The organism is Candidatus Rickettsiella isopodorum, from assembly GCF_001881495.1.
GTDB classification, from domain to species: domain Bacteria; phylum Pseudomonadota; class Gammaproteobacteria; order Diplorickettsiales; family Diplorickettsiaceae; genus Aquirickettsiella; species Aquirickettsiella isopodorum.
On the sequence record NZ_LUKY01000033.1, the window covers coordinates 361,504 to 380,651 of the forward strand.

The 19,148-nt window shown below is 36.1% G+C and carries 18 protein-coding genes and 1 tRNA gene; 5 read left to right on the top strand and 14 right to left on the bottom strand.

What is annotated here, in order from left to right:
- Nucleotide 1: 1 nt before the first annotated feature.
- Entirely contained in the window at nt 2-289 is a 288-nt protein-coding gene (locus tag A1D18_RS05585) for an RnfH family protein (RefSeq protein ID WP_071662803.1), read from the top strand.
- A gap of 36 nt (nt 290-325) precedes the next feature.
- On the opposite strand, the gene A1D18_RS05590 is transcribed toward A1D18_RS05585, so the two are convergent.
- Complete coding sequence (locus tag A1D18_RS05590) at nt 326-634, bottom strand: outer membrane protein assembly factor BamE (RefSeq protein ID WP_084028759.1); 309 nt, start codon at nt 632-634, stop codon at nt 326-328.
- A gap of 134 nt (nt 635-768) precedes the next feature.
- Between A1D18_RS05590 and fur the strand changes: the two genes are divergently transcribed.
- The gene (fur, locus tag A1D18_RS05595; RefSeq protein WP_071662805.1) at nt 769-1,191 is read left to right on the top strand and encodes a ferric iron uptake transcriptional regulator; all 423 of its coding nucleotides are present in this window, start codon (nt 769-771) and stop codon (nt 1,189-1,191) included.
- A 35-nt stretch (nt 1,192-1,226) separates the two neighbouring features.
- Here the strand turns inward: fur and pyk are convergent, their stop codons facing one another.
- The 3 genes from pyk to A1D18_RS05610 all read right to left on the bottom strand — a co-directional run bounded on the left by pyk (nt 1,227) and on the right by A1D18_RS05610 (nt 4,478).
- On the bottom strand, nt 1,227-2,657 hold the full coding sequence (gene pyk, locus A1D18_RS05600; protein WP_071662806.1) for a pyruvate kinase: 1,431 nt from the start codon (nt 2,655-2,657) through the stop codon (nt 1,227-1,229).
- Nucleotides 2,644-3,843, bottom strand: coding sequence for a phosphoglycerate kinase (locus A1D18_RS05605; protein ID WP_071662807.1), 1,200 nt, complete (start codon nt 3,841-3,843; stop codon nt 2,644-2,646). Before A1D18_RS05605 ends, pyk begins: the two co-directional genes overlap by 14 nt.
- A gap of 86 nt (nt 3,844-3,929) precedes the next feature.
- Nucleotides 3,930-4,478, bottom strand: a complete 549-nt coding sequence (locus A1D18_RS05610; protein ID WP_071662808.1) for a hypothetical protein — start codon at nt 4,476-4,478, stop codon at nt 3,930-3,932.
- A gap of 158 nt (nt 4,479-4,636) precedes the next feature.
- On the opposite strand from A1D18_RS05610, the gene A1D18_RS05615 reads away from it, so the two are divergent.
- The 3 genes from A1D18_RS05615 (at nt 4,637) to A1D18_RS05625 (ending at nt 7,471) form a co-directional block, all read left to right on the top strand.
- Entirely contained in the window at nt 4,637-5,437 is an 801-nt protein-coding gene (locus tag A1D18_RS05615; RefSeq protein ID WP_071662809.1) for a uroporphyrinogen-III synthase, read from the top strand.
- Nucleotides 5,438-5,525: 88 nt separating this feature from the next.
- Complete coding sequence (locus tag A1D18_RS05620) at nt 5,526-6,581, top strand: uroporphyrinogen-III C-methyltransferase (protein ID WP_071662810.1); 1,056 nt, start codon at nt 5,526-5,528, stop codon at nt 6,579-6,581.
- Nucleotides 6,581-7,471 (top strand): heme biosynthesis protein HemY, encoded by an 891-nt coding sequence (locus A1D18_RS05625; RefSeq protein ID WP_071662811.1) that lies wholly within the window; start codon nt 6,581-6,583, stop codon nt 7,469-7,471. The genes A1D18_RS05620 and A1D18_RS05625 overlap by 1 nt, the downstream gene beginning before the upstream one ends.
- Nucleotides 7,472-7,517: 46 nt before the next feature.
- On the opposite strand, the gene A1D18_RS05630 is transcribed toward A1D18_RS05625, so the two are convergent.
- The 10 genes from A1D18_RS05630 to rpsO all read right to left on the bottom strand — a co-directional run bounded on the left by A1D18_RS05630 (nt 7,518) and on the right by rpsO (nt 18,777).
- On the bottom strand, nt 7,518-8,744 hold the full coding sequence (locus tag A1D18_RS05630) for a dihydroorotase (protein WP_071662812.1): 1,227 nt from the start codon (nt 8,742-8,744) through the stop codon (nt 7,518-7,520).
- Entirely contained in the window at nt 8,741-9,199 is a 459-nt protein-coding gene (gene pyrI / locus A1D18_RS05635) for an aspartate carbamoyltransferase regulatory subunit (RefSeq protein ID WP_071662813.1), read from the bottom strand. Before pyrI ends, A1D18_RS05630 begins: the two co-directional genes overlap by 4 nt.
- 22 nt (nt 9,200-9,221) lie before the next feature.
- Nucleotides 9,222-10,145, bottom strand: a complete 924-nt coding sequence (pyrB, locus tag A1D18_RS05640) for an aspartate carbamoyltransferase (protein WP_071662814.1) — start codon at nt 10,143-10,145, stop codon at nt 9,222-9,224.
- A gap of 52 nt (nt 10,146-10,197) precedes the next feature.
- Complete coding sequence (carB, locus tag A1D18_RS05645) at nt 10,198-13,395, bottom strand: carbamoyl-phosphate synthase (glutamine-hydrolyzing) large subunit (protein WP_071662815.1); 3,198 nt, start codon at nt 13,393-13,395, stop codon at nt 10,198-10,200.
- A 5-nt stretch (nt 13,396-13,400) separates the two neighbouring features.
- Nucleotides 13,401-14,453: a glutamine-hydrolyzing carbamoyl-phosphate synthase small subunit gene (gene carA / locus A1D18_RS05650; RefSeq protein ID WP_084028761.1), complete on the bottom strand. Its 1,053-nt coding sequence runs from the start codon at nt 14,451-14,453 to the stop codon at nt 13,401-13,403.
- Entirely contained in the window at nt 14,450-15,529 is a 1,080-nt protein-coding gene (locus tag A1D18_RS05655; protein WP_071662816.1) for a tRNA-dihydrouridine synthase, read from the bottom strand. Before A1D18_RS05655 ends, carA begins: the two co-directional genes overlap by 4 nt.
- A gap of 262 nt (nt 15,530-15,791) precedes the next feature.
- Nucleotides 15,792-15,876: transfer RNA gene (locus A1D18_RS05660), tRNA-Leu, on the bottom strand.
- A gap of 29 nt (nt 15,877-15,905) precedes the next feature.
- Nucleotides 15,906-16,292, bottom strand: a complete 387-nt coding sequence (locus tag A1D18_RS05665; protein ID WP_071663028.1) for a rhodanese-like domain-containing protein — start codon at nt 16,290-16,292, stop codon at nt 15,906-15,908.
- The gene (pnp, locus tag A1D18_RS05670) at nt 16,292-18,406 is read right to left on the bottom strand and encodes a polyribonucleotide nucleotidyltransferase (RefSeq protein ID WP_071663029.1); all 2,115 of its coding nucleotides are present in this window, start codon (nt 18,404-18,406) and stop codon (nt 16,292-16,294) included. The genes A1D18_RS05665 and pnp overlap by 1 nt, the downstream gene beginning before the upstream one ends.
- Nucleotides 18,407-18,519: 113 nt before the next feature.
- The gene (gene rpsO, locus A1D18_RS05675) at nt 18,520-18,777 is read right to left on the bottom strand and encodes a 30S ribosomal protein S15 (protein ID WP_071662817.1); all 258 of its coding nucleotides are present in this window, start codon (nt 18,775-18,777) and stop codon (nt 18,520-18,522) included.
- Nucleotides 18,778-19,148 lie beyond the last annotated feature (371 nt).

Sequence of the window (19,148 nt, forward strand, 5' to 3'; positions counted from 1 at the left end):
CATGTCATTTTTTTCAGTTGAAGTCGTATTTGCTGATCATCAGCAACAAAAAATTATACAAATCTCAGTCCCTCCTGCTACTTGCGTATCAACTGCCATAAAACTTTCGGGTATTTTATTAGATTTCCCTCATATTAATCTAAACCAAAATAAGGTGGGTATTTTTGGAAAATTATGCAATTTGGATACTAAAGTAACCGCTGGGGATAGAATAGAAATTTATCAGTCGCTGCGAATAGATCCTAAAAAAATTAGAATTAATCGTGCTAAAAAACAAAAAACTTCTTAATACGTTTATAAATATTTTATTAGCACCTTAAACATTTTAATTAAGAACTGATTTTTCAATGTGTTGTAATCGTCCGTTGGAAAATATAAGTGTAACGCGCCTTTGAATAGGCTCACTATGCCCTGGCTGGAAAAAATAAATATAATCTTGACGATCCGGTTGAAAAGGTGCCTGTAATACGCAGCTACCCAATAGATAACGAACTTGTTCCTTGGTCATACCGAGTTCTAGCTGATCTATGGTAGACTGCTGCAGTATATTCCCTTGCTGGATATCTGGCCGATAGACAATATGGCAACCAGAAATCACTAATGTTAACAACACACTTAAAAACAACTTTTTCATAAAAATATCATCACTAAAAATAAAGCCGTAACCACAATCTCTACATTAATTTAAAAACACAATAAGAAAAAAAGTTTAATTAACTTAAAATCACCCAATACTTATTACTAATCGAGGAGTTTAGAGATAGTCTAATGGATAATCAACAACTACGCCAAGCGGGTTTAAAAGTAACTGGTCCTAGATTAAAAATACTTGAATTACTTGAGCAAGCTAAAACTCGTCATTTAAGCGCTGAAGATATCTATAAAACCTTATTGGAATCGGGTGAAGACATAGGGTTAGCCACAGTCTATCGAGTATTAACTCAATTTGAAAGAGCAGGTTTGGTGAAGCGTCAAAACTTTGAAGATGCCTATTCGGTATTTGAATTGAATCAGGGCCCCCATCATGATCATTTAGTCTGTATCAAGTGCGGAAAAGTTGATGAATTTGTTGATAAAATTATCGAGCAACGCCAAAAGATTGTAGCAAAACAAGCTAATTATCAAATGACAGACCATAGTCTAATTATTTATGGTGTTTGTAATAAGTGCTCAAAAAAAACAAAAGCTTAGATTAATTAAAAGTTTCGAGTAATGTAACAATCTTACTAATCTACTTCTAGAATCTTTAGCGTATTAGTACCACCGGTAGTTTTTAATAAATCCCCATAAGTGATTAGAACTTGTTCTCCTTTTTTTAAAACCTCATGTTTCTTTAATTTCTTAATAGCTAATTGACTGATATTTTCTTTATGCATTTTATCAATGTTAAAATATAAGGGATATACACCGCGATATAATGCTAATCGGCGTGTCGTTTTTAAACTATGCGCTAAACCATAGATAGGTATTCCAGAACGAATCCGAGACATCCATAAAGGTGTAGCGCCTGACTCAGTTAAAGCAATGATAGCTTTAATATCATAATGATTGGCTGTGTACATAGCGGCCATGGCAATCGCTTCATCAGGACGGTAGAATTGACATTCTACTCGATGCCCAGATACACGCGTTTTAGCTTGTTTTTCTGCGCCTAAACAAATACGTGCCATAGCTGTAACCACTAATGCAGGGTGATCTCCTGTAGCTGTTTCCGCAGATAACATAACGGCGTCGGTACCATCTAATACCGCATTCGCGACATCAAAAACTTCTGCTCGCGTGGGAATAGCATTATGAATCATTGATTCCATCATCTGGGTTGCGGTTATCACTGCTTTATCTAAAGATCGTGCCCGCTGGATGATATGTTTTTGCACCGCTGGTAATTCAGCATCCCCAATTTCCACACCTAAATCACCACGAGCCACCATTACTGCATCGGAAGCACGGATAATTTCATCAATAACAGGAATGGCATCACTACGTTCTATTTTTGCAATCAAACCGGCATGGCCTTTAGCTCTCTTTAATAAATTTCGAGCTAAATTCATATCCGCTGCACTGCGTGGGAAAGAAATAGCAATATAATCAGCATCTAATTTCACAGCGGTTTTTAAATCTTTTTTATCTTTTTCAGTTAAAGCTACAGCTGAAATACCTCCTCCTTTTCGATTAATTCCTTTATTATTGGATAGCGCCCCACCTACCTCTACATTACAAAATATTTTATTTTTCTGAACTTTTTTAACTTTGAATACTAAACGTCCATCATCAAGCAGTAATAAGTCTCCCCGATGCACATCTCGTGGTAATTCTTTATAATCAATGCCTACTGCAAATTCATCTCCTCCATTTTTATCTAAATCAGCATCTAAAATAAACAACGCATCTTTTTTTAAAAAAATAGCACCCGTTTTAAAACGCGCAATACGGATTTTTGGCCCTTGTAAATCTGCTATAATGGCAATTTCCCGACCTGCTACTTTTGCACATTCTCGAACATAATTAGCTCGTTTAATATGATCTTCTGCTTTACCGTGCGAAAAATTCAATCTAACGACATCTAAACCTGCCGCTATCATGGCTTGTAATACACCTGCCTGATCGGTTGCAGGACCTAACGTAGCCACAATCTTGGTTCGTTTAAATCGTTTCATTATGATGATCCTTCCTGCTACGTTCTTCTAATATCACTAGCGCAGGCAAAGTTTTTCCTTGTATAAATTCAAGAAAAGCCCCGCCACCCGTCGAAATATAAGAAATTTTATCGGTAATACCATATTTTTCGATGGCTGCTAAAGTATCGCCACCCCCTGCGATGGAAAAAGCAGGGCTATTGGCAATAGCATGACTCAAGGCACGTGTTCCTTGTTCAAAAGGAACCATCTCGAAAACTCCAAGGGGACCATTCCATAAAATACTCGCTGCCCGCTGTACATACTCGGTATAGCGTTTTATTGACTCTGGTCCAACATCTAAAATCATTTCATCATTTTTTATTTTAGTTAACTTTTTAACGGTAGCTTTTGCATTATCAGAGATTTCGCTAGCCACAATAACATCTGAAGGGAGCACAATCTCAACTTTTAATTGCTTTGATAAATCTAAAAGTTTTTTTGCCTCTTTAACCAATTCAACTTCATATAAGGATCGGCCTACAAAATAACCTTGTGCAACTAAAAAGGTATTGGCAATTCCTCCACCAAGAATCAAAAAATTCACTTTATTAAGTAAAGACGTTAATAGCATTAGTTTAGTAGAAACCTTCGCACCACCGACAATGGCTAATAAGGGTCTAGCTGGATTTTCCAATGCTACACTCAATGCTTTTAACTCTGATGTTAGTAATAACCCTATACAAACTTGTGGTGAGAACTGTGCTACTCCTACAGTAGATGCTTCACTGCGATGTGCTGTAGCAAATGCATCCATGACAAAAATATCACCCAATTTTGAAATTTTTTTAGCTAAAATAGGATCGTTTTTCTTTTCCCCCGTTTGAAATCTAACATTTTCACATAGAACAACTTCCCCAGGTGAAATCTCAAATCCTTCTAGCCAATTAGCAACAAATCTAACTGGCTGTCCCAATAGCTTCTTTAATCGTGTTGCGATCGGGGCTAAAGAAAGTTCAAGGGTAACATAACCTTCTACTGGTCTATCTAGATGGGAAAGTAAAATAACAGCCGCACCTTTTTTTAAGGCATATTGAATCGTTGGTAATGCCGCTTTTATACGCGCATCACTCATAATCATGCCCTTATTAAGGGGCACATTAAAATCTTCTCTGATGAGAACACGTTTGTTTTGTAAATCTAAATTTTCTAAACGGGTTAAATACATAAAAACCAAAAGATATTTCGCTTCAGCTAGAAAAAATGTAATTAAAATCCAAAACTTACTTCGTAAGACTAAAGGTATACACCTTTCTATTTAGCCAATCTCATTGAAGCATGTTCGGTTTCCAAACTTCCATTATCTTGAGGAGCATGGATCGGATCAATTCTAGAACAAAAAGCATATTTAGATAAATATATATAAGCATCTTCTATATACCCATCTTTGCTAAATTTTAACCATGGGTTCTCTTTCTTAGTACTATCTGCTGGAAGGGCTTTAGTAGTATGCTGAAAAAGCCGGTCTTGAAATTCATCGTCCGACTCATTAACAGAGCGAGATTGCATTCTCAATAGCACATAACTCTCTTGCAACTTCATAGAATGCTCTTCTGGATTACTTGCAATTGCTTCATGCAACTCATTTATAGCTTTAAGTATCGCTTCACGCAGTTGTGCAGCTACATATTTAGGATTAGGAGATTCTCCCTGAGAAAAAAACAAATCGCTATAAGCAATCAATTTGTTTAATCGGTTAGAACCACTTGGCGGGGCAAATTTTAATCCGTCCAACTTATCCCTATGCTTTTTTTCATCGAGTTTGCGCTTACGTGCTTGAACCGAAGTTGATAGTTCAACCATATGGACTTCTCTTTATTATATATAATCACTCTTCATGTTAACATTATCATTGATTGTTTCCAAGCGAGGCTACGCTTAGTCTTAACGTTAATTTCGTTTAGATATTTTCTTGAAGATCAGTATTGCCTCCCCTTAAATTTAAGGATATTTTTGTGCACATGACATCTTTACATGGCTTACGTACGCTCATAACCCGACCGATTCATCAAGCACAAGATTTGGCAGTACAAACTCGATTCTCAGGGGGTAGTGTCATCCATTTTCCAACGTTAGACATTATCGGCCCTAAGAACATAAAAAAAGTGGTATTAGGTATAAGAAAACTTAATCAATACGATTTGGTCATCTTTATCAGCCCAAATGCGGTCTTCAAAGCAGCTGATTATATTCACGATATTTGGCCATCTTGGCCTAAAAATCTCAAAACTATCGCCACAGGTGCCGGAACTGCCCTATCTTTAAAACAGCATAATCTGCCTTGCGATAACTATCCAGAAAAAGATTTTAATAGTATAGGCTTATTAAAGCTTATTGCTTTACAGAATATAAAACAAAAAAAGATTCTAATCATTAAGGGAGAAGGTGGTCGACCCGTTCTAGCTAAAGGCTTAAAAGATTTAGGGGCTCAAATTGATAATTTAAACGTTTACAGGCGACAGCTACCAAAAATTGATAAAAACAACATTCCCTATCAGGACGCAATTGATGTCATTATTTGTACGAGTCATAGCGGATTAAAAAATCTAGTTCGCTTATTGTATCCTTACTGGCAAGATATTTTATTTAAAAAACAATTGCTCGTCATTAGTCCTCGACTAGCTGATAGTGCTAAGAAACTAGGTTTTGTCAAACCACCCTTAATATCGGATAATGCAACAAATGCGGCTATACTCCAGCAATTGGATTTTTGGCAAGGTGCCTCGAGAATGAAGCAACCGGAATGTATTCAAGATACATGAGATTGCGGGTTGAACGGCAATGCAGAATAAAATTCAAGTGCAAAGAGTCTACCTTACAAACTCTGTTTTCCTGGCGGGAGCAATCACTATGGAATCACAGCCCACACCGAACTTAGAAGAAACAGAAATAAAAACAAAAACCCAAAAAAATAAACCTTTACGTTCTAAAAGCTGTTCCATTGCTTGGTGCGCTATAGGATTGTTGCTCATCACCTGGGTTGGTTTATTTTTAGGATTAAGTTTTTTTTGGTTAAAAAACAAAGAACGACTTAGCGAATATCAACGTCAACTATCGACCATACAAACACAGATCTCCCAAAATCAAGCTGATGGTAAAAATCTTCAGCAACACATCGCACAATTACAAAATTTTATAGAACAAAAATTCTCAGCTAACGATAATGCTATATTGCTTGCTAATGTTAAGCAACTGATACAGTTAGCCCAATATAATTTTGTTTATTTTCACGATACTGACAATGCTCTGTCTGCACTGACGCTAGCTGATAAACAATTAGGTACCATAATAAGTCCGGATATTCGATTAGAAAATCTTCACCAGTTGTTAACTCAATACTTAACTCGCTTAAAAGCCTTGCCCCACATTGACTTGGCAACTACCTTAGGCCAGATACAGACTTTAAAAGCACAAATTACGCAATTGCCTTTATTGACAATATCTAATTCTGCTACAGCAAAACCTGATGTTACAACCAGTAACTCTTCGGAAAATAAATGGATACTTATGCTGCAAAATAGCTTAAATAGCTTCCGACAGCTAATCGTTATTCGACGCTTAAATAAACCTATAGAACCTTTATTACCAGAAAAAGAACAACAATATTTGCAACACAACCTGCTATTATTATTACAACAAGCTCAATGGGCATTAATACATCATGAAGCAACTATTTATCAATCCAGTTTGCAAGAAATTCAAGAAAATATAAAAGATCATTTTGCATCTGGCTCACCTATTACACAAACAGCTATACAAAATATTGAACAATTAAAACAAATCGATTTACAAACTCCGTCTCTTGATTTAAATCCACTACTCGAGGCCATTTCAATTATCAAAAAGACACCCACTAATACTAACGTTACTCCTGTAGTTACCGCTAATCAAAAGGAACCCTCTTGATGCATCGGTTTTTTATCTTTTTATTGGTTCTTGCTCTTTCAGTTTGGCTCGGAGTTAAAATCACTCTCGATCCGGGTTATATCTTGATTACTTGGCATCAACTTGCCTTAGAAATGCCACTATGGCTAGCTATCTTAATTCTAACCATTAGCTTTATTTTAATTTATTATTTAATTCGATTTATTAGCTATTTATTAATGCTCCCAAAACAATGGTGTCAAAATTTAGACATAAAACGCTGCAAAAAAACCATGGCATCAGATGATCAACGCTTATTTTCTTCTATTTATCAAAAACCACAAAACTGGCATCGTATTTTAGAAATTCTGCCTCAATTAGAAAATAAAACCTGGGTATCTAAAGAACAAAAGCAACAATTACAACAAGAATGTTATGAAAATTTACTAAGTGAAGAAAAATATACCTGCAATTTATCAACGCTTGAGAACCTATGGGACAATTTACCAACAAAATTAAAAAAAGATCCTTTGCTTTTAAATTTTTATATTCAAGGTCTTATAAGACATCATGAAGATACGAAAGCTGAATCGTTAATAATAAAGCAATTAAAAAGACAATGGTTCGGCCCCCTCGTTTCAACCTATAGTCTTATTAAAAGCATCAACCCTGCCCGCCAACTAGCAATAGCAGAAAAATGGCTTAAAAAACATCCTGATGATCCTTATCTTTTATTAAGTTTAGGTCGTCTTTGTAAGCAGAGAAAATTATGGGGGAAAGCTCGGGATTATTTAGAAAAAAGTTTAATCTATGATTCTTCTAATTCAGAAGCTTATCTGGAATTAGGTGAATTATTGGAAGGTCTGGAGGAACCACTGCAAGCTTTAGCATGGTTTAAAAAAGGATTAACAAAATATACCTCTCGCACTTAAGGTGTGCATCTTTCCCATTCAACCGCTTGAGATGAAACAGATATAATTATATTTTTGTCAGATCATAGACACATCTTTTTAATATAGTAGTAACAGGCCAACCTCTCAAAACACGTCCTGAAAAAGGGGACCACTGGCATTTAGTACTAAGGTGTTTATCTTCGACCCTCTTTGCTAAGGATAAATCAACTAGCACACAATCCTCTGGATAATCTGGCAAATGGAATATTTTTTTTGCTCGACGATAAGTTAATTCGACTATATTGTTTAAAGTAAGTAAATCTCGATGATACGCCTCCAGTAACAATGGTAAAGTAGTTTCTATACCCGGCACGCCAGATGGGCACATACCATAAGATCTTGCTTTTTCTTCTAGGGTATGTGGGGCATGATCCGAACCTATGGTATCAATAACCCCCGATTTTATTGCGGTAAATAATGCCTTCTGATGATCAGAAGTTCGCAAAGGTGGATTCATCACTGCTTTACCCTTTAAGCTAATATAACCTGTCAAATTTAAAAACAAGTGATGCGGAGTTGTTTCAGCAAAAACAGGAAGGCCTTCTTCTTTAGCGTGTGCAATTAAATCAATTTCTTGGCGCGTACTAATATGTAAAATATATAAACGCGTCCCATATTCACGTACTAGCTGAATGGCTTTTTTTACCGCTAATATGGCCGCTGTTTCATCGCGAATTTTTGAATGTATCGAATAATTTTGTAGTCCAGTAAATTTTTTTTCATTTTCTTTTAATCGCCGCTCATCTTCCGCATGAACCGCAACTAACATATTTTCTTCAGCCGCTATTTTAAAAATAGCGTGTAAACTCTCGTCATCATCGATAACTAGACCTCCTGTGCTACACCCCATAAAAACTTTAATGCCAATTACCTGATCTTTTACTTTTTTTATCTCATTTAAATGATGTTTATCAGCGCCAAAAAATAAATGGTAACGTAAAGGTATTTTTGCTTCTTTTAATTGTTGATCAATCAGCATTTTTTTTTCTTGTAAGGCAGCTTGTGTTACCGTGGGAGGCAAGGTATTAGGCATATCAAAAACAGTCGTATAACCGCCTTTTATGCTAGCCTTAGCAGCAGTTTTCCAATCTTCTTTGTATTCCAAACCAGGAGTTCGAAAGTGCACATGGGGATCGATTAATCCTGGTAATAATAATAAATGACTCGCAGCAATAGTTATTTCTTGTTCACTATCGATAGTAATATTTTGGCGTTGATTTTCTATAGTCAGAATATTATTTATCTGTATCATAAACAAATTTCTTCAACTTGATCGCGATCAAATTGTTTCTCGCAATAAAAACAACGAAGCTTTACTTGAGTCGAAGATCCTTCTAATTTAAAATAACCTTTTGATTCAATGTGATTAATACAGTTTTGGTTAGGGCACACCAATACATCACGTATAGTTTTAGGTAATTCACAGCTAAACTTTTCGCTAACTTTGAAATTTTCAATTCGGCTAATCGTAGCGCCAGGAGCAAAGATTGCGACATGCTCAATTTCCTGTGGGGTAAGTAATCGATTTTCAATTTTAATTAAATCTTTCAATTTTAAAGAGGTACTTCGCAAATTTAAGCCTAAAGTAACCCGTTGTTTACTATTAACCACGTGTAATAAACGCATAATGTTAAGTGACTGACCCGCCGGAATATGGTCGATGACGATACCATTATCAATCGCAGAAACCGAACGAGTTTTGATCATAAATTTTATCCAAAAAAATCGTTTAAAACGTTACCTTATCAAGTAGTAGCGATAAAACAGCTTGTCTGATATAAACTGCATTAACAACTTGTTTAAAATATAAAGCGTAAGGTGTTTCATCAACAGCTTTATCAATCTCACGCCCGCGGGGTAAGGGATGTAGAATATTCAAATTAGTTTTAACTTTTTTTAACTTATCTGGTGTCAGAATGTATTGATCTTCAAATAGCTGATGTTCTGATTGTGTAAACCTTTCTTGCTGTAACCGAGTCATATATAAAATATCTATTTTAGAAATCACTTCATCTAGGCTTGAGTGAAAAGAAAATCGAATACCTTTATGTTTCAATTCATCGCAGATTACTTCTGGCAAGGTTAATAACGAAGGTGAAATTAGAAATAATCTCATGTTAAATAAAGCGCAAAGTTGCACTAAAGAATGTACGGCACGTCCGTACTTTAAATCACCTACCAATGCAATCGATAATCCTTCCAAATTTCCTTGCATTTCTTGAATAGTGAATAAATCGGCCAGGGCTTGTGTAGGATGTTGATTTGCGCCATCTCCTGCATTTATTACGGCTTTATTAGAAACCTCTGCAGCTAAACGTGCCGATCCCTCGAGTGGATGTCGAATGATAATAAGGTCCGCATAATAAGAAATCGTTTTGATAGTATCTTGTAAATCTTCACCTTTTTGGATAGAAGTATTTTCACTGCCCGAAAACCCAATGACTTGCCCTCCCAAACGTAAGGTAGCTGTCTCAAATGATAAACGGGTACGCGTTGAAGGTTCAAAAAAACAATGCGCAATTATTTTATCAAGTAAAAATTTTTTAGATAAGCTTTTCTTAAATTTTTTAGCAAGATTTAATATACTATTTACTTCACTTAAAGCAAGATCGCGAATTGATATAATATCTTTTTTATCTAACATTTTAGGCATAATTCACCACATTCAAATTAATAATATCTCCGACTGATATTTCTGTTTTCATCTATCCATTCTTTTTTAGAACCAAACTTTGCCAAGACTCAACAGGTAACTCTTTTCCCCACAAGCTGACTAAACATTGCAAGATTATCAGTGCAATCTGAGCATTAGTAATTAAAGGAATATGATGATCGATAGCTAAACGTCGAATTAAAAAACCATCAGTTTGCTGTAAGCCTGTCATAGAACTGGGTATATTGATAATTGTGGATACTTTACGTTGCGTAATTAAATCTCTAATATTCGGTTTTTTAGCTTCGCTAGTCTTGTTAACAAAATATGAGGCTATACCATGCTGAGATAAAAATTGATGCGTTCCTTCTGTACTGTAAATAAGCCAACCTTGATCATCAAGTTGTTTGATCCAAGGTAAAAGCTTGATCTTATAGCTATCTGCAACACTTAATAACAATTTCTTTTCTGCGATATTTTGATCCGTTGCTAACCATGCCTTATAAAAAGCTTCTACTAAATCCTCTGCAATACATGCCACTTCACCCGTAGATGCCATTTCAACTTGAGCGACAGGATTGGAACCTTTTAAACGACTATAAGAAAATTGTGCTGCTTTGACACCCACATAATCCAGCTCTAAAGTTTCGTAATGTTTTGCGTGGTGCTTATTCAGCATTACTTCGGTAGCTATTTGGATGAAATTATGGCCTGTCACTTTAGAAACAAAAGGAAAAGAACGCGATGCTCGCAAATTACATTCAATAACCTGAATATCATTATTTTTAGCAATAAATTGAATATTAAATGGCCCCGTGATGTGTAAAGCCTTTACAATTTTACGAGCTATACTTTTAGTACGGCGTATGGTTTCTAAATACAACTTCTGAGGTGGCAACACAACCGTTGCATCTCCAGAATGGACACCCGCATTCTCGATATGCTCTGAAATGGCTTCAATAACAATATTACCTTGTTTAGCAACGCCGTCTATTTCTAATTCTTTTGCTTCTTGAACAAATTTAGAGATCACCACCGGATGATCTTGTGAAACATGCGCAGCTGCTTGTAAATGCTGATCTAAAGATTCCGGATCAAAAACCACATTCATCGCAGAGCCAGACAAAATATAAGAAGGTCTAATTAATACAGGATAACCCACTTTAGCTGCAAAGCTTTTTGCTTTACTCAAACTAGTAATTCTTTCCCAAGAAGGTTGATCAACATTAAGTGTATTTAATAAGGCAGAAAATTTTTCTCGGTTTTCAGCATAATCAATAAAGATCGGATCCGTTCCCAATAAATGGTAACCCTCTTTAGCTAATGGTACAGCTAAATTATTAGCAATTTGTCCTCCTACTGAAACAATAATACCCTTTGCTGATTCAAAATCCACAATATCTTGTACACGCTCAAAAGTAAGCTGTTCAAAATACAATCGATCCGATTCATCATAATCTGTAGAAACGGTTTCAGGGTTTGAGTTAATAATAATGGCTGTTTCATTTAAACGACGTAAAGTCTGCGAAGTATTAACTGCACACCAATCAAACTCGACAGAGGATCCTATCGAATAAGGCCCTGAACCTAATACAATGATAGGTCGCCGCTTAGCAGGAGAAATATCATGTTCAATCGCATGATAGCTTAGGTAAAGATAATTCGTTTGCGCGGCAAATTCCCCAGCTAATGTATCTATTTGCTTCACAAAAGGCGTAATACCATATCTTAAACGTAAAGCTCGAATTTGTTTTATCGACTTATTTTTTGTTTTAGCAATAAAACTATCTGAAAATCCTGCTTGTTTTAATTGACATAAAAGATTTTTATTCAACTTACGAAAATTTAATTGTCTTTCTAATTCTGTGAGCTGGTGTATCTGCGCCAAAAACCAAAAATTAATCTGGGATAAACGTTCAGCTTGTGAGATTGAACCACCATTTTTAAAAAATTGATATAAAGCAAATAAACGTCTATCGGTGGCAAATTGTATTTCTTTACGCGGATTATCAATTTTTTCTGGATAATCCATTAAGCAAGTAGCTCCTTTATTTAACATTCCCACTGCTTTTTGTAATGCTTCCGGAAAAGAACGACCAATTGCCATCACTTCGCCGACACTCTTCATTTCAGTGCCAATCGTTCTTTCAGCCGCTTTTAATTTATGTGTATCCCAACGTGGAATTTTTACTACGATATAGTCCAATGCCGGTTCAAAATAAGCACTTGTCACCTGAGTAACACTATTTTTTATTTCATATAACTGATAACCCAATGCTAACTTAGTGGCAATGAAAGCTAATGGATAGCCGGTTGCTTTCGACGCTAATGCACTGGATCGCGATAAACGCGCATTCATTTCTATAACTCGGTAATCACCATTTTTTGGGTTAACCGCAAATTGGATATTACATTCGCCAATAATGTTAAAATGTTCAGCAACTTGTAAAGCCATATTGCGTAATAATTGATGTTGCTCATTACTTAAAGTCTGTGCTGGCGCTACAACGATACTTTCTCCCGTATGGATACCCATTGCATCCATATTTTCCATGTTACAAATGGTTAATCCATTTCCGCATTGATCGCGCACAATTTCATACTCAAATTCCTTCCATCCAAATAAATATTCTTCTATTAAAATTTGTGGTGCGGTGGCTAAACTTTCCTGGGCACGCTGTTCAAGTATTTCTCGATGTGTAATTTTTCCAGAACCTAATCCTCCTAAGGAAAAACCTGAACGCAACATAATGGGATAACCGATCTTCTCTCCTGCTTGCAATGCTCCCGCAACTGTTTTGACTGCAAAACTAAGTGGTGTTTTAATTTTTATCTTCGCTAAAGCCGCTTTAAAAAGATCTCTGTCTTCGGTTTGACGTATCGATGCAATAGATGTGCCTAATACCGCCACCTTGTATTTTTTTAATATGCCTTTTTCCTCTAAATCTAAACCTAAATTAAGCGCAGTTTGGCCACCAAAACCCAGTAAAATTCCATCTGGTTTTTCTTTAATGATAACTCGCTTCACCGTATCCAAATTTAGCGGTTGCAAATAAATTTCATCCGCTAAATTTGCATCCGTTTGTATGGTAGCTATGTTCGGGTTTATTAATACCGAATTAATTTTTTCTTCTTTAAGTGCTTTAATGGCTTGTGAACCGGAATAATCAAACTCTCCCGCTTGGCCTATTCGTAAACCACCAGAACCTAAAATCAGAATTTTTTTACCCTTGTATCGTTGTATTTTCATAATTTTTATAACATGCGATAAAAACGTTCAAATAACCATTGTGTATCCATGGGCCCAGGCATGGCTTCAGGATGAAATTGTACAGAGAAAAAAGGATCTTTCTTATGCTCAATTCCTGCAACCGTTCCATCATTTAAATTTCGAAATAATACCCGCCAATCCTTAGGCAATGTTTTTTCGTTCACCGCATAACCATGATTTTGTGAAGTCAAATAGCATTGCTGAGTAGGCAAATAGATACAGGGTTGATTTTGAGAACGATGACCAAAAATTAACTTATAGGTTTTAGCACCAACTGCTAAAGCCATTAATTGTGTCCCTAAACAAATACCGAAACAAGGCTTCTTTTTTGCTAAAGCCTTTTTTAAAATAGCTACCGTTTTTTTACATAATTGCGGATCACCGGGACCATTGGAGATAAAAACGCCATCATAATCTTCCTGACTATAATCATAATCATAAGGAACTCGTTTAATTTTTAGTGGAAATTTTAATAAACAACGTAAACTATTTTCTTTTAAGCCACAATCCACAACAATTATTTTTTTTCTGCCTTTACCATAATGAAGAGGTTCAGTAATTGTTACCTGTTTTACCCAATCGATAGATTCAAATTCAATAAAATCCTTTTCAGGTTTTTTTAATTGAGTAATAATTCCTGGCGTTACTCCATTGACTCTTAAGCAATGTGTTAAAGCACGCGTATCCACACCCGTAATAAAGGATATATTTTCAATTTCTAGCCAATTTAGTAATGAACGTTGTGCAGTATGATTTGAATAAAATGCGGCTAGTTCAGAAATAATCACGCCTTTTACTTGAATTTTGTTAGATTCCCAAGTATTCGGTGCAGAAACACCATAATTTCCTATCAAAGGATAAGTAAAACATAATATCTGCCCTGCATAAGAAGGGTCTGTTAAAGACTCAACATAACCTAACATTCCTGTATTAAATATAACTTCACCAGAAACTTCAGCTGTTTGGCTTGATGGAATATATCCCATAAAGCTTTCACCTGTTTTTAATACTAAATGCGCTGAAGCTAATTTTTTCATGATCTCGTTCGTTGGTGAAATTGGGTAGCAAGATAAGGATTCCACATCATTCCAGTTGCTGAAAGAGCTATATCAGCTCCTACATTAAAAAATTCATCAAAATGTTCAGGTAAAGTAATTCCACCCATACCTAAAATAACTAAATTTAATTTTTCAGTTTGATTAATTTGAACTAATTTTTTAACAACTTGCAACGCTAACCGACGAATCGGATAACCGGAAACCCCACTATAAATTCTTTTTCCAAATGCCGGGTGATGATTTTTATTCAATACACGCATACTAATGGAATTGATAGCACTTATCCCACTTGCGCCAGCACGTGCTGCGGAAGTTAATAAATTAATGGGAAACTGATGCTCATGAATCAAACCTAATTTTAGTAATATGGGAATATCGCGTACGCATTTCACAACACAAGCGGTTATTTGCGATACATATTCATTACTCCAATATAGAGGTTCTCCTGATTTCATTAAATTGGGACATGAAAAATTTAACTCGATAATATCGGCGCCTGCTTCTTTAGCCATCAACGCGGCTGCGGTAAAATCTTTTGACATCGCTTGCAGTGAATCACCTTCACCGTAAACAGACACAATCAACACTTGACCCTCTGCTAAAGAGTTTTTTGCAAAAGCGATATCTTGCATAACTACTATGGGTTTCAAGCATCCATTACCAAAGGAATTACTAATAGCAATTTTGTGACTTATTTTTTCAGGTGCATCCTTGGTAAAAAGAACTTCTTTTAAATCAGAACAATCAAATAATTTTTCAGATTCGAGATACACAATATTAGGTAATGGATGCGTAGGATAGGCTTGACGTCGTATTGTTTTATAAGTTAATACGTCAAAACCTAGTTTAGCTAATAATGCAATCCCTTTACCGGTTGTTACCGCGCATGCCGCTGCACCGATTTTTGAGGCTAAGGAATAGCCTAATAAAGAAACCCATTGGGCTTTATCTGGCCAAATTCGTGTTGGTGGTCTTATTGATGGAAAAGAGGGATTGCTGAAGTTTTCTTCAAAAGTTTTATTAATGTCATAGAGAGGCGATGAAACGCGCAACATGCGATACAGCTAAAAATAGTTTTGACTATTTAAACCGATTTTCCACTAAATACCAAGTTTTTTATATAACCAATTAATCTATGGAATCGATTTATGACAGATTATTAGTGTGCATTTTTGAAAGGATAGTAATTGTTCAGCAAAAGGAAAAGTATCACTAAACTTTGAAGCCAGGAATTCTAATTCTTGACTTAAGATGCTACTAGGGCTAGAAAAATCTTCCGTGTTAATCTTTACAGAGTCATTTAAGAAAGAAGCGCAATGGTGCCGAGAAGAGGACTCGAACCTCCAAGGGTTTCCCCACAAGTACCTGAAACTTGCGTGTCTACCAATTTCACCACCTCGGCAATTTATTTCTAGAGGGGTATTATTTATTTTATTCGTTTATTTTGCTTAGTGGATAACCTGCTTCTAACCAAGCTCGCAAGCCACCTTGCAAAGAGGCAACCTGGAAATAACCCATTTTTTGTAAATTATCTGCCACCAAGCAAGATCGGAAACCGCCGCTACAATAAACAACAATCTCTGCTTCAAAATCTGAAATGTATTTCTCAATATCACGCTCAATGATTCCCTTACTAAGAGGAATTGCATGAGCAATCGATCCTTGTTGAAATTCATCTCGCTCACGTACATCAATTAAATAAAAAGCAGCTTGATTGTTAATTTTTTTATTTAAATCAACCACTGTCAACTCTTTTATATGAGGTTTTATTCTATTAACTAATTTTATAAAACCTGATGTAGGTTGCTTTTGATTGATCACGAATGTATTTCATTCTCCATTTCTGTTTCTATATCTTTCATGGTTAAACGAATTCGGCCTTGTCTATCTATCTCCAGTACTTTGACTTTGACAATTTGGCCTTCGCTTAATACATCACTCACTTGCTCAACACGTTCCTTAGAAATTTGTGAAATATGCACTAAACCGTCACGACCAGGTAATACGTTAACAAAAGCACCAAAATCAGTCAGTTTAACAATTGCACCTTCATAAGTACGACCCACTTCTACTTCTGCCGTCACTTTTCTAATACGCTCTATTGCATTTTGGCAAGCTTGTAAATCAGATGTCGAGATTCTAACGACTCCATCATCACTAATATCGATTAAGGTTCCTGTCTCTTCAGTAATAGATCGAATTGTTGCTCCACCTTTTCCAATTAAATCACGTATTTTTTCAGGATTTATTTTTAAAGTGGTTATACGTGGCGCATAAGGAGAAACTTCTATACGTGGCTCAGCTAAAGTTTCTTGCATGATACTTAATATATGAAGACGACCTTCTTTTGCTTGATTTAATGCAGCTTGCAAAATTTCCTCGGTAATACCCTCAATTTTAATATCCATTTGCAATGCTGTAACACCATCAACCGTACCTGCAACTTTAAAATCCATATCCCCCAAATGATCTTCATCACCTAAAATATCAGTTAATACTGCGAATTGCTCACCTTCTTTAATTAAGCCCATTGCAATACCCGCTACGTGTTTCTTTAAAGGGACGCCAGCATCCATTAAGGCTATACTCGCACCACAGACGGTTGCCATAGAACTGGAACCATTTGATTCGGTAATTTCAGAAACAACACGTAATACATAAGGAAAATCGGACTCGCTCGGTAATACCGCACGTAAAGCGCGTTTTGCTAAGTTGCCATGCCCGATTTCACGTCGTTTAGGGCTACCCATTTGTCCGGTTTCACCTACGCTATAGGGAGGAAAATTATAATGAAGCATAAATGTTTCTCGTCCTTCACCATCCAATGCCTCTACCGTTTGTGCATCTCTATCTGTACCTAAGGTAGTCACAACTAATGCTTGCGTTTCGCCTCTAGTAAATAAAGCTGAACCGTGAGTACGCGGTAAAAATCCTGGTAGAATAGTAATAGGACGAACGGTTCTCTTGTCACGCCCATCAATGCGTGTTTCACCCGATAAAATCCGACCACGTACTATTTTTTCTTCTAAATTTGCTAATAATATTTGAATAGCTTTAGTAGTAATTCCTTTTTCTTCATCTAACCACTGTGCAATAGCACTCTCTTGTATTTCTTCTAACCTCATTTTACGCGCAAACTTTTCTGGAACTTGGTAAGCTTCAATTAATGACGTTTCAACAGATTGGATCATTTCTTGCTCAACACTGACATCCAGTTCAGATGCCGGAGATTTTACATCCCAAGCCGGCTTGCCTGCTTCTGCCGCAAGCTCTTTTATAGCTTGAATGACGCCTTGCATTTGTTGATGTCCAAATAAAATAGCATTTAACATTATTTCTTCGGAAAGTTCAGCCGCTTGAGATTCCACCATTAATACCGCTTTTTCAGTAGCCGCAACGACCAAATCTAAATCTGATGTTTCAAGTTGTTTAAAGCTTGGATTTAAAATGTATTGTCCTTCCGAATAACCCACTCTTACTGCAGCTATTGGGCCTTTAAAAGGGAGACCTGATAAAGCTAAAGCAGCAGAAGCACCAATTAAAGCAGGTATATCTGCGTTAATATCTGGGTCTGAGGATAAAACAGTCGCAACAATTTGTACTTCATTATGAAAATCTTCTGGAAATAAAGGACGAATCGGTCTATCAATTAATCGCGAAGTTAATATTTCCTTTTCAGAAGGGCGGCCCTCCCGTTTAAAGTAACCACCGGGAATTCGCCCAGCTGCATAAGTTCGCTCTTGATATTGAACCGTCAATGGAAAAAAATCTCGTTCCTCACCTACTTGTCGTTTATTGCCCACTACAGTTACTAAAACAGTTGTACCGCCTAAGCTCACAACAACAGATGCTGTAGCTTGACGTGCAATTGCTCCAGTTTCTAAAATAATTTTTTGCAAACCAAACTGAACGACTTTCTTTATAGAATTAATTAAAGTTGACACGCTTACATTCCCTCAAAAAAAACAAATGGGCGAAAGTTACCGCCCATTGGTACAAATAAAATGTCTTCAACAATTGGTTGAAGAATATGAACTCTCTAAATCTAACCACGCAAGCCGAGCTGCTTAACTAGTGTTAAATAACCCTGCAAATTGACAGCTTTGAAATACTTCAATAATTTTCGACGTAAAGCTACTTTCTTTAATAAGCCTTGTCGTGAATGGTTATCCTTCTTGTGCACTTGAAAATGGCCGTTTAGCTGTTCGATTTCCCCAGATAATAACGCAATCTGAACCTCTGGGGATCCCGTATCACCCGGAGAGCGTTGATATTTAGCCAATATTTCATTTCTAGCCAACATAAAACCTTTTACCTCTTATAAATGAACCCGCTATTCTATGCACAATCCCTGCAACTGACAAGGAATATCTTCTCAGTTTACGCTTCCAATCATTAAATATCGATATCTGTCGTTAGCGAGTCTCACTTGTAAATCATCAGCAAAATGCTTACTTTTACCTAATAGTGCCTTTATCTTTAACCATTCAAAAGTTATTTAGAATATTCGATTTTCATATTAGTTTTTTAGGGTTAAAGTTTTTTTAAAGCTACAATTTCCTCTAAAATAACCAATCTCTTCCTGTGTGATTTTATCTTATTAACAAAAATTTATAGCTAACGCATAATCACATCATTATTTAGTATAAGTGCTGTGTCATGTTAGAATACCCA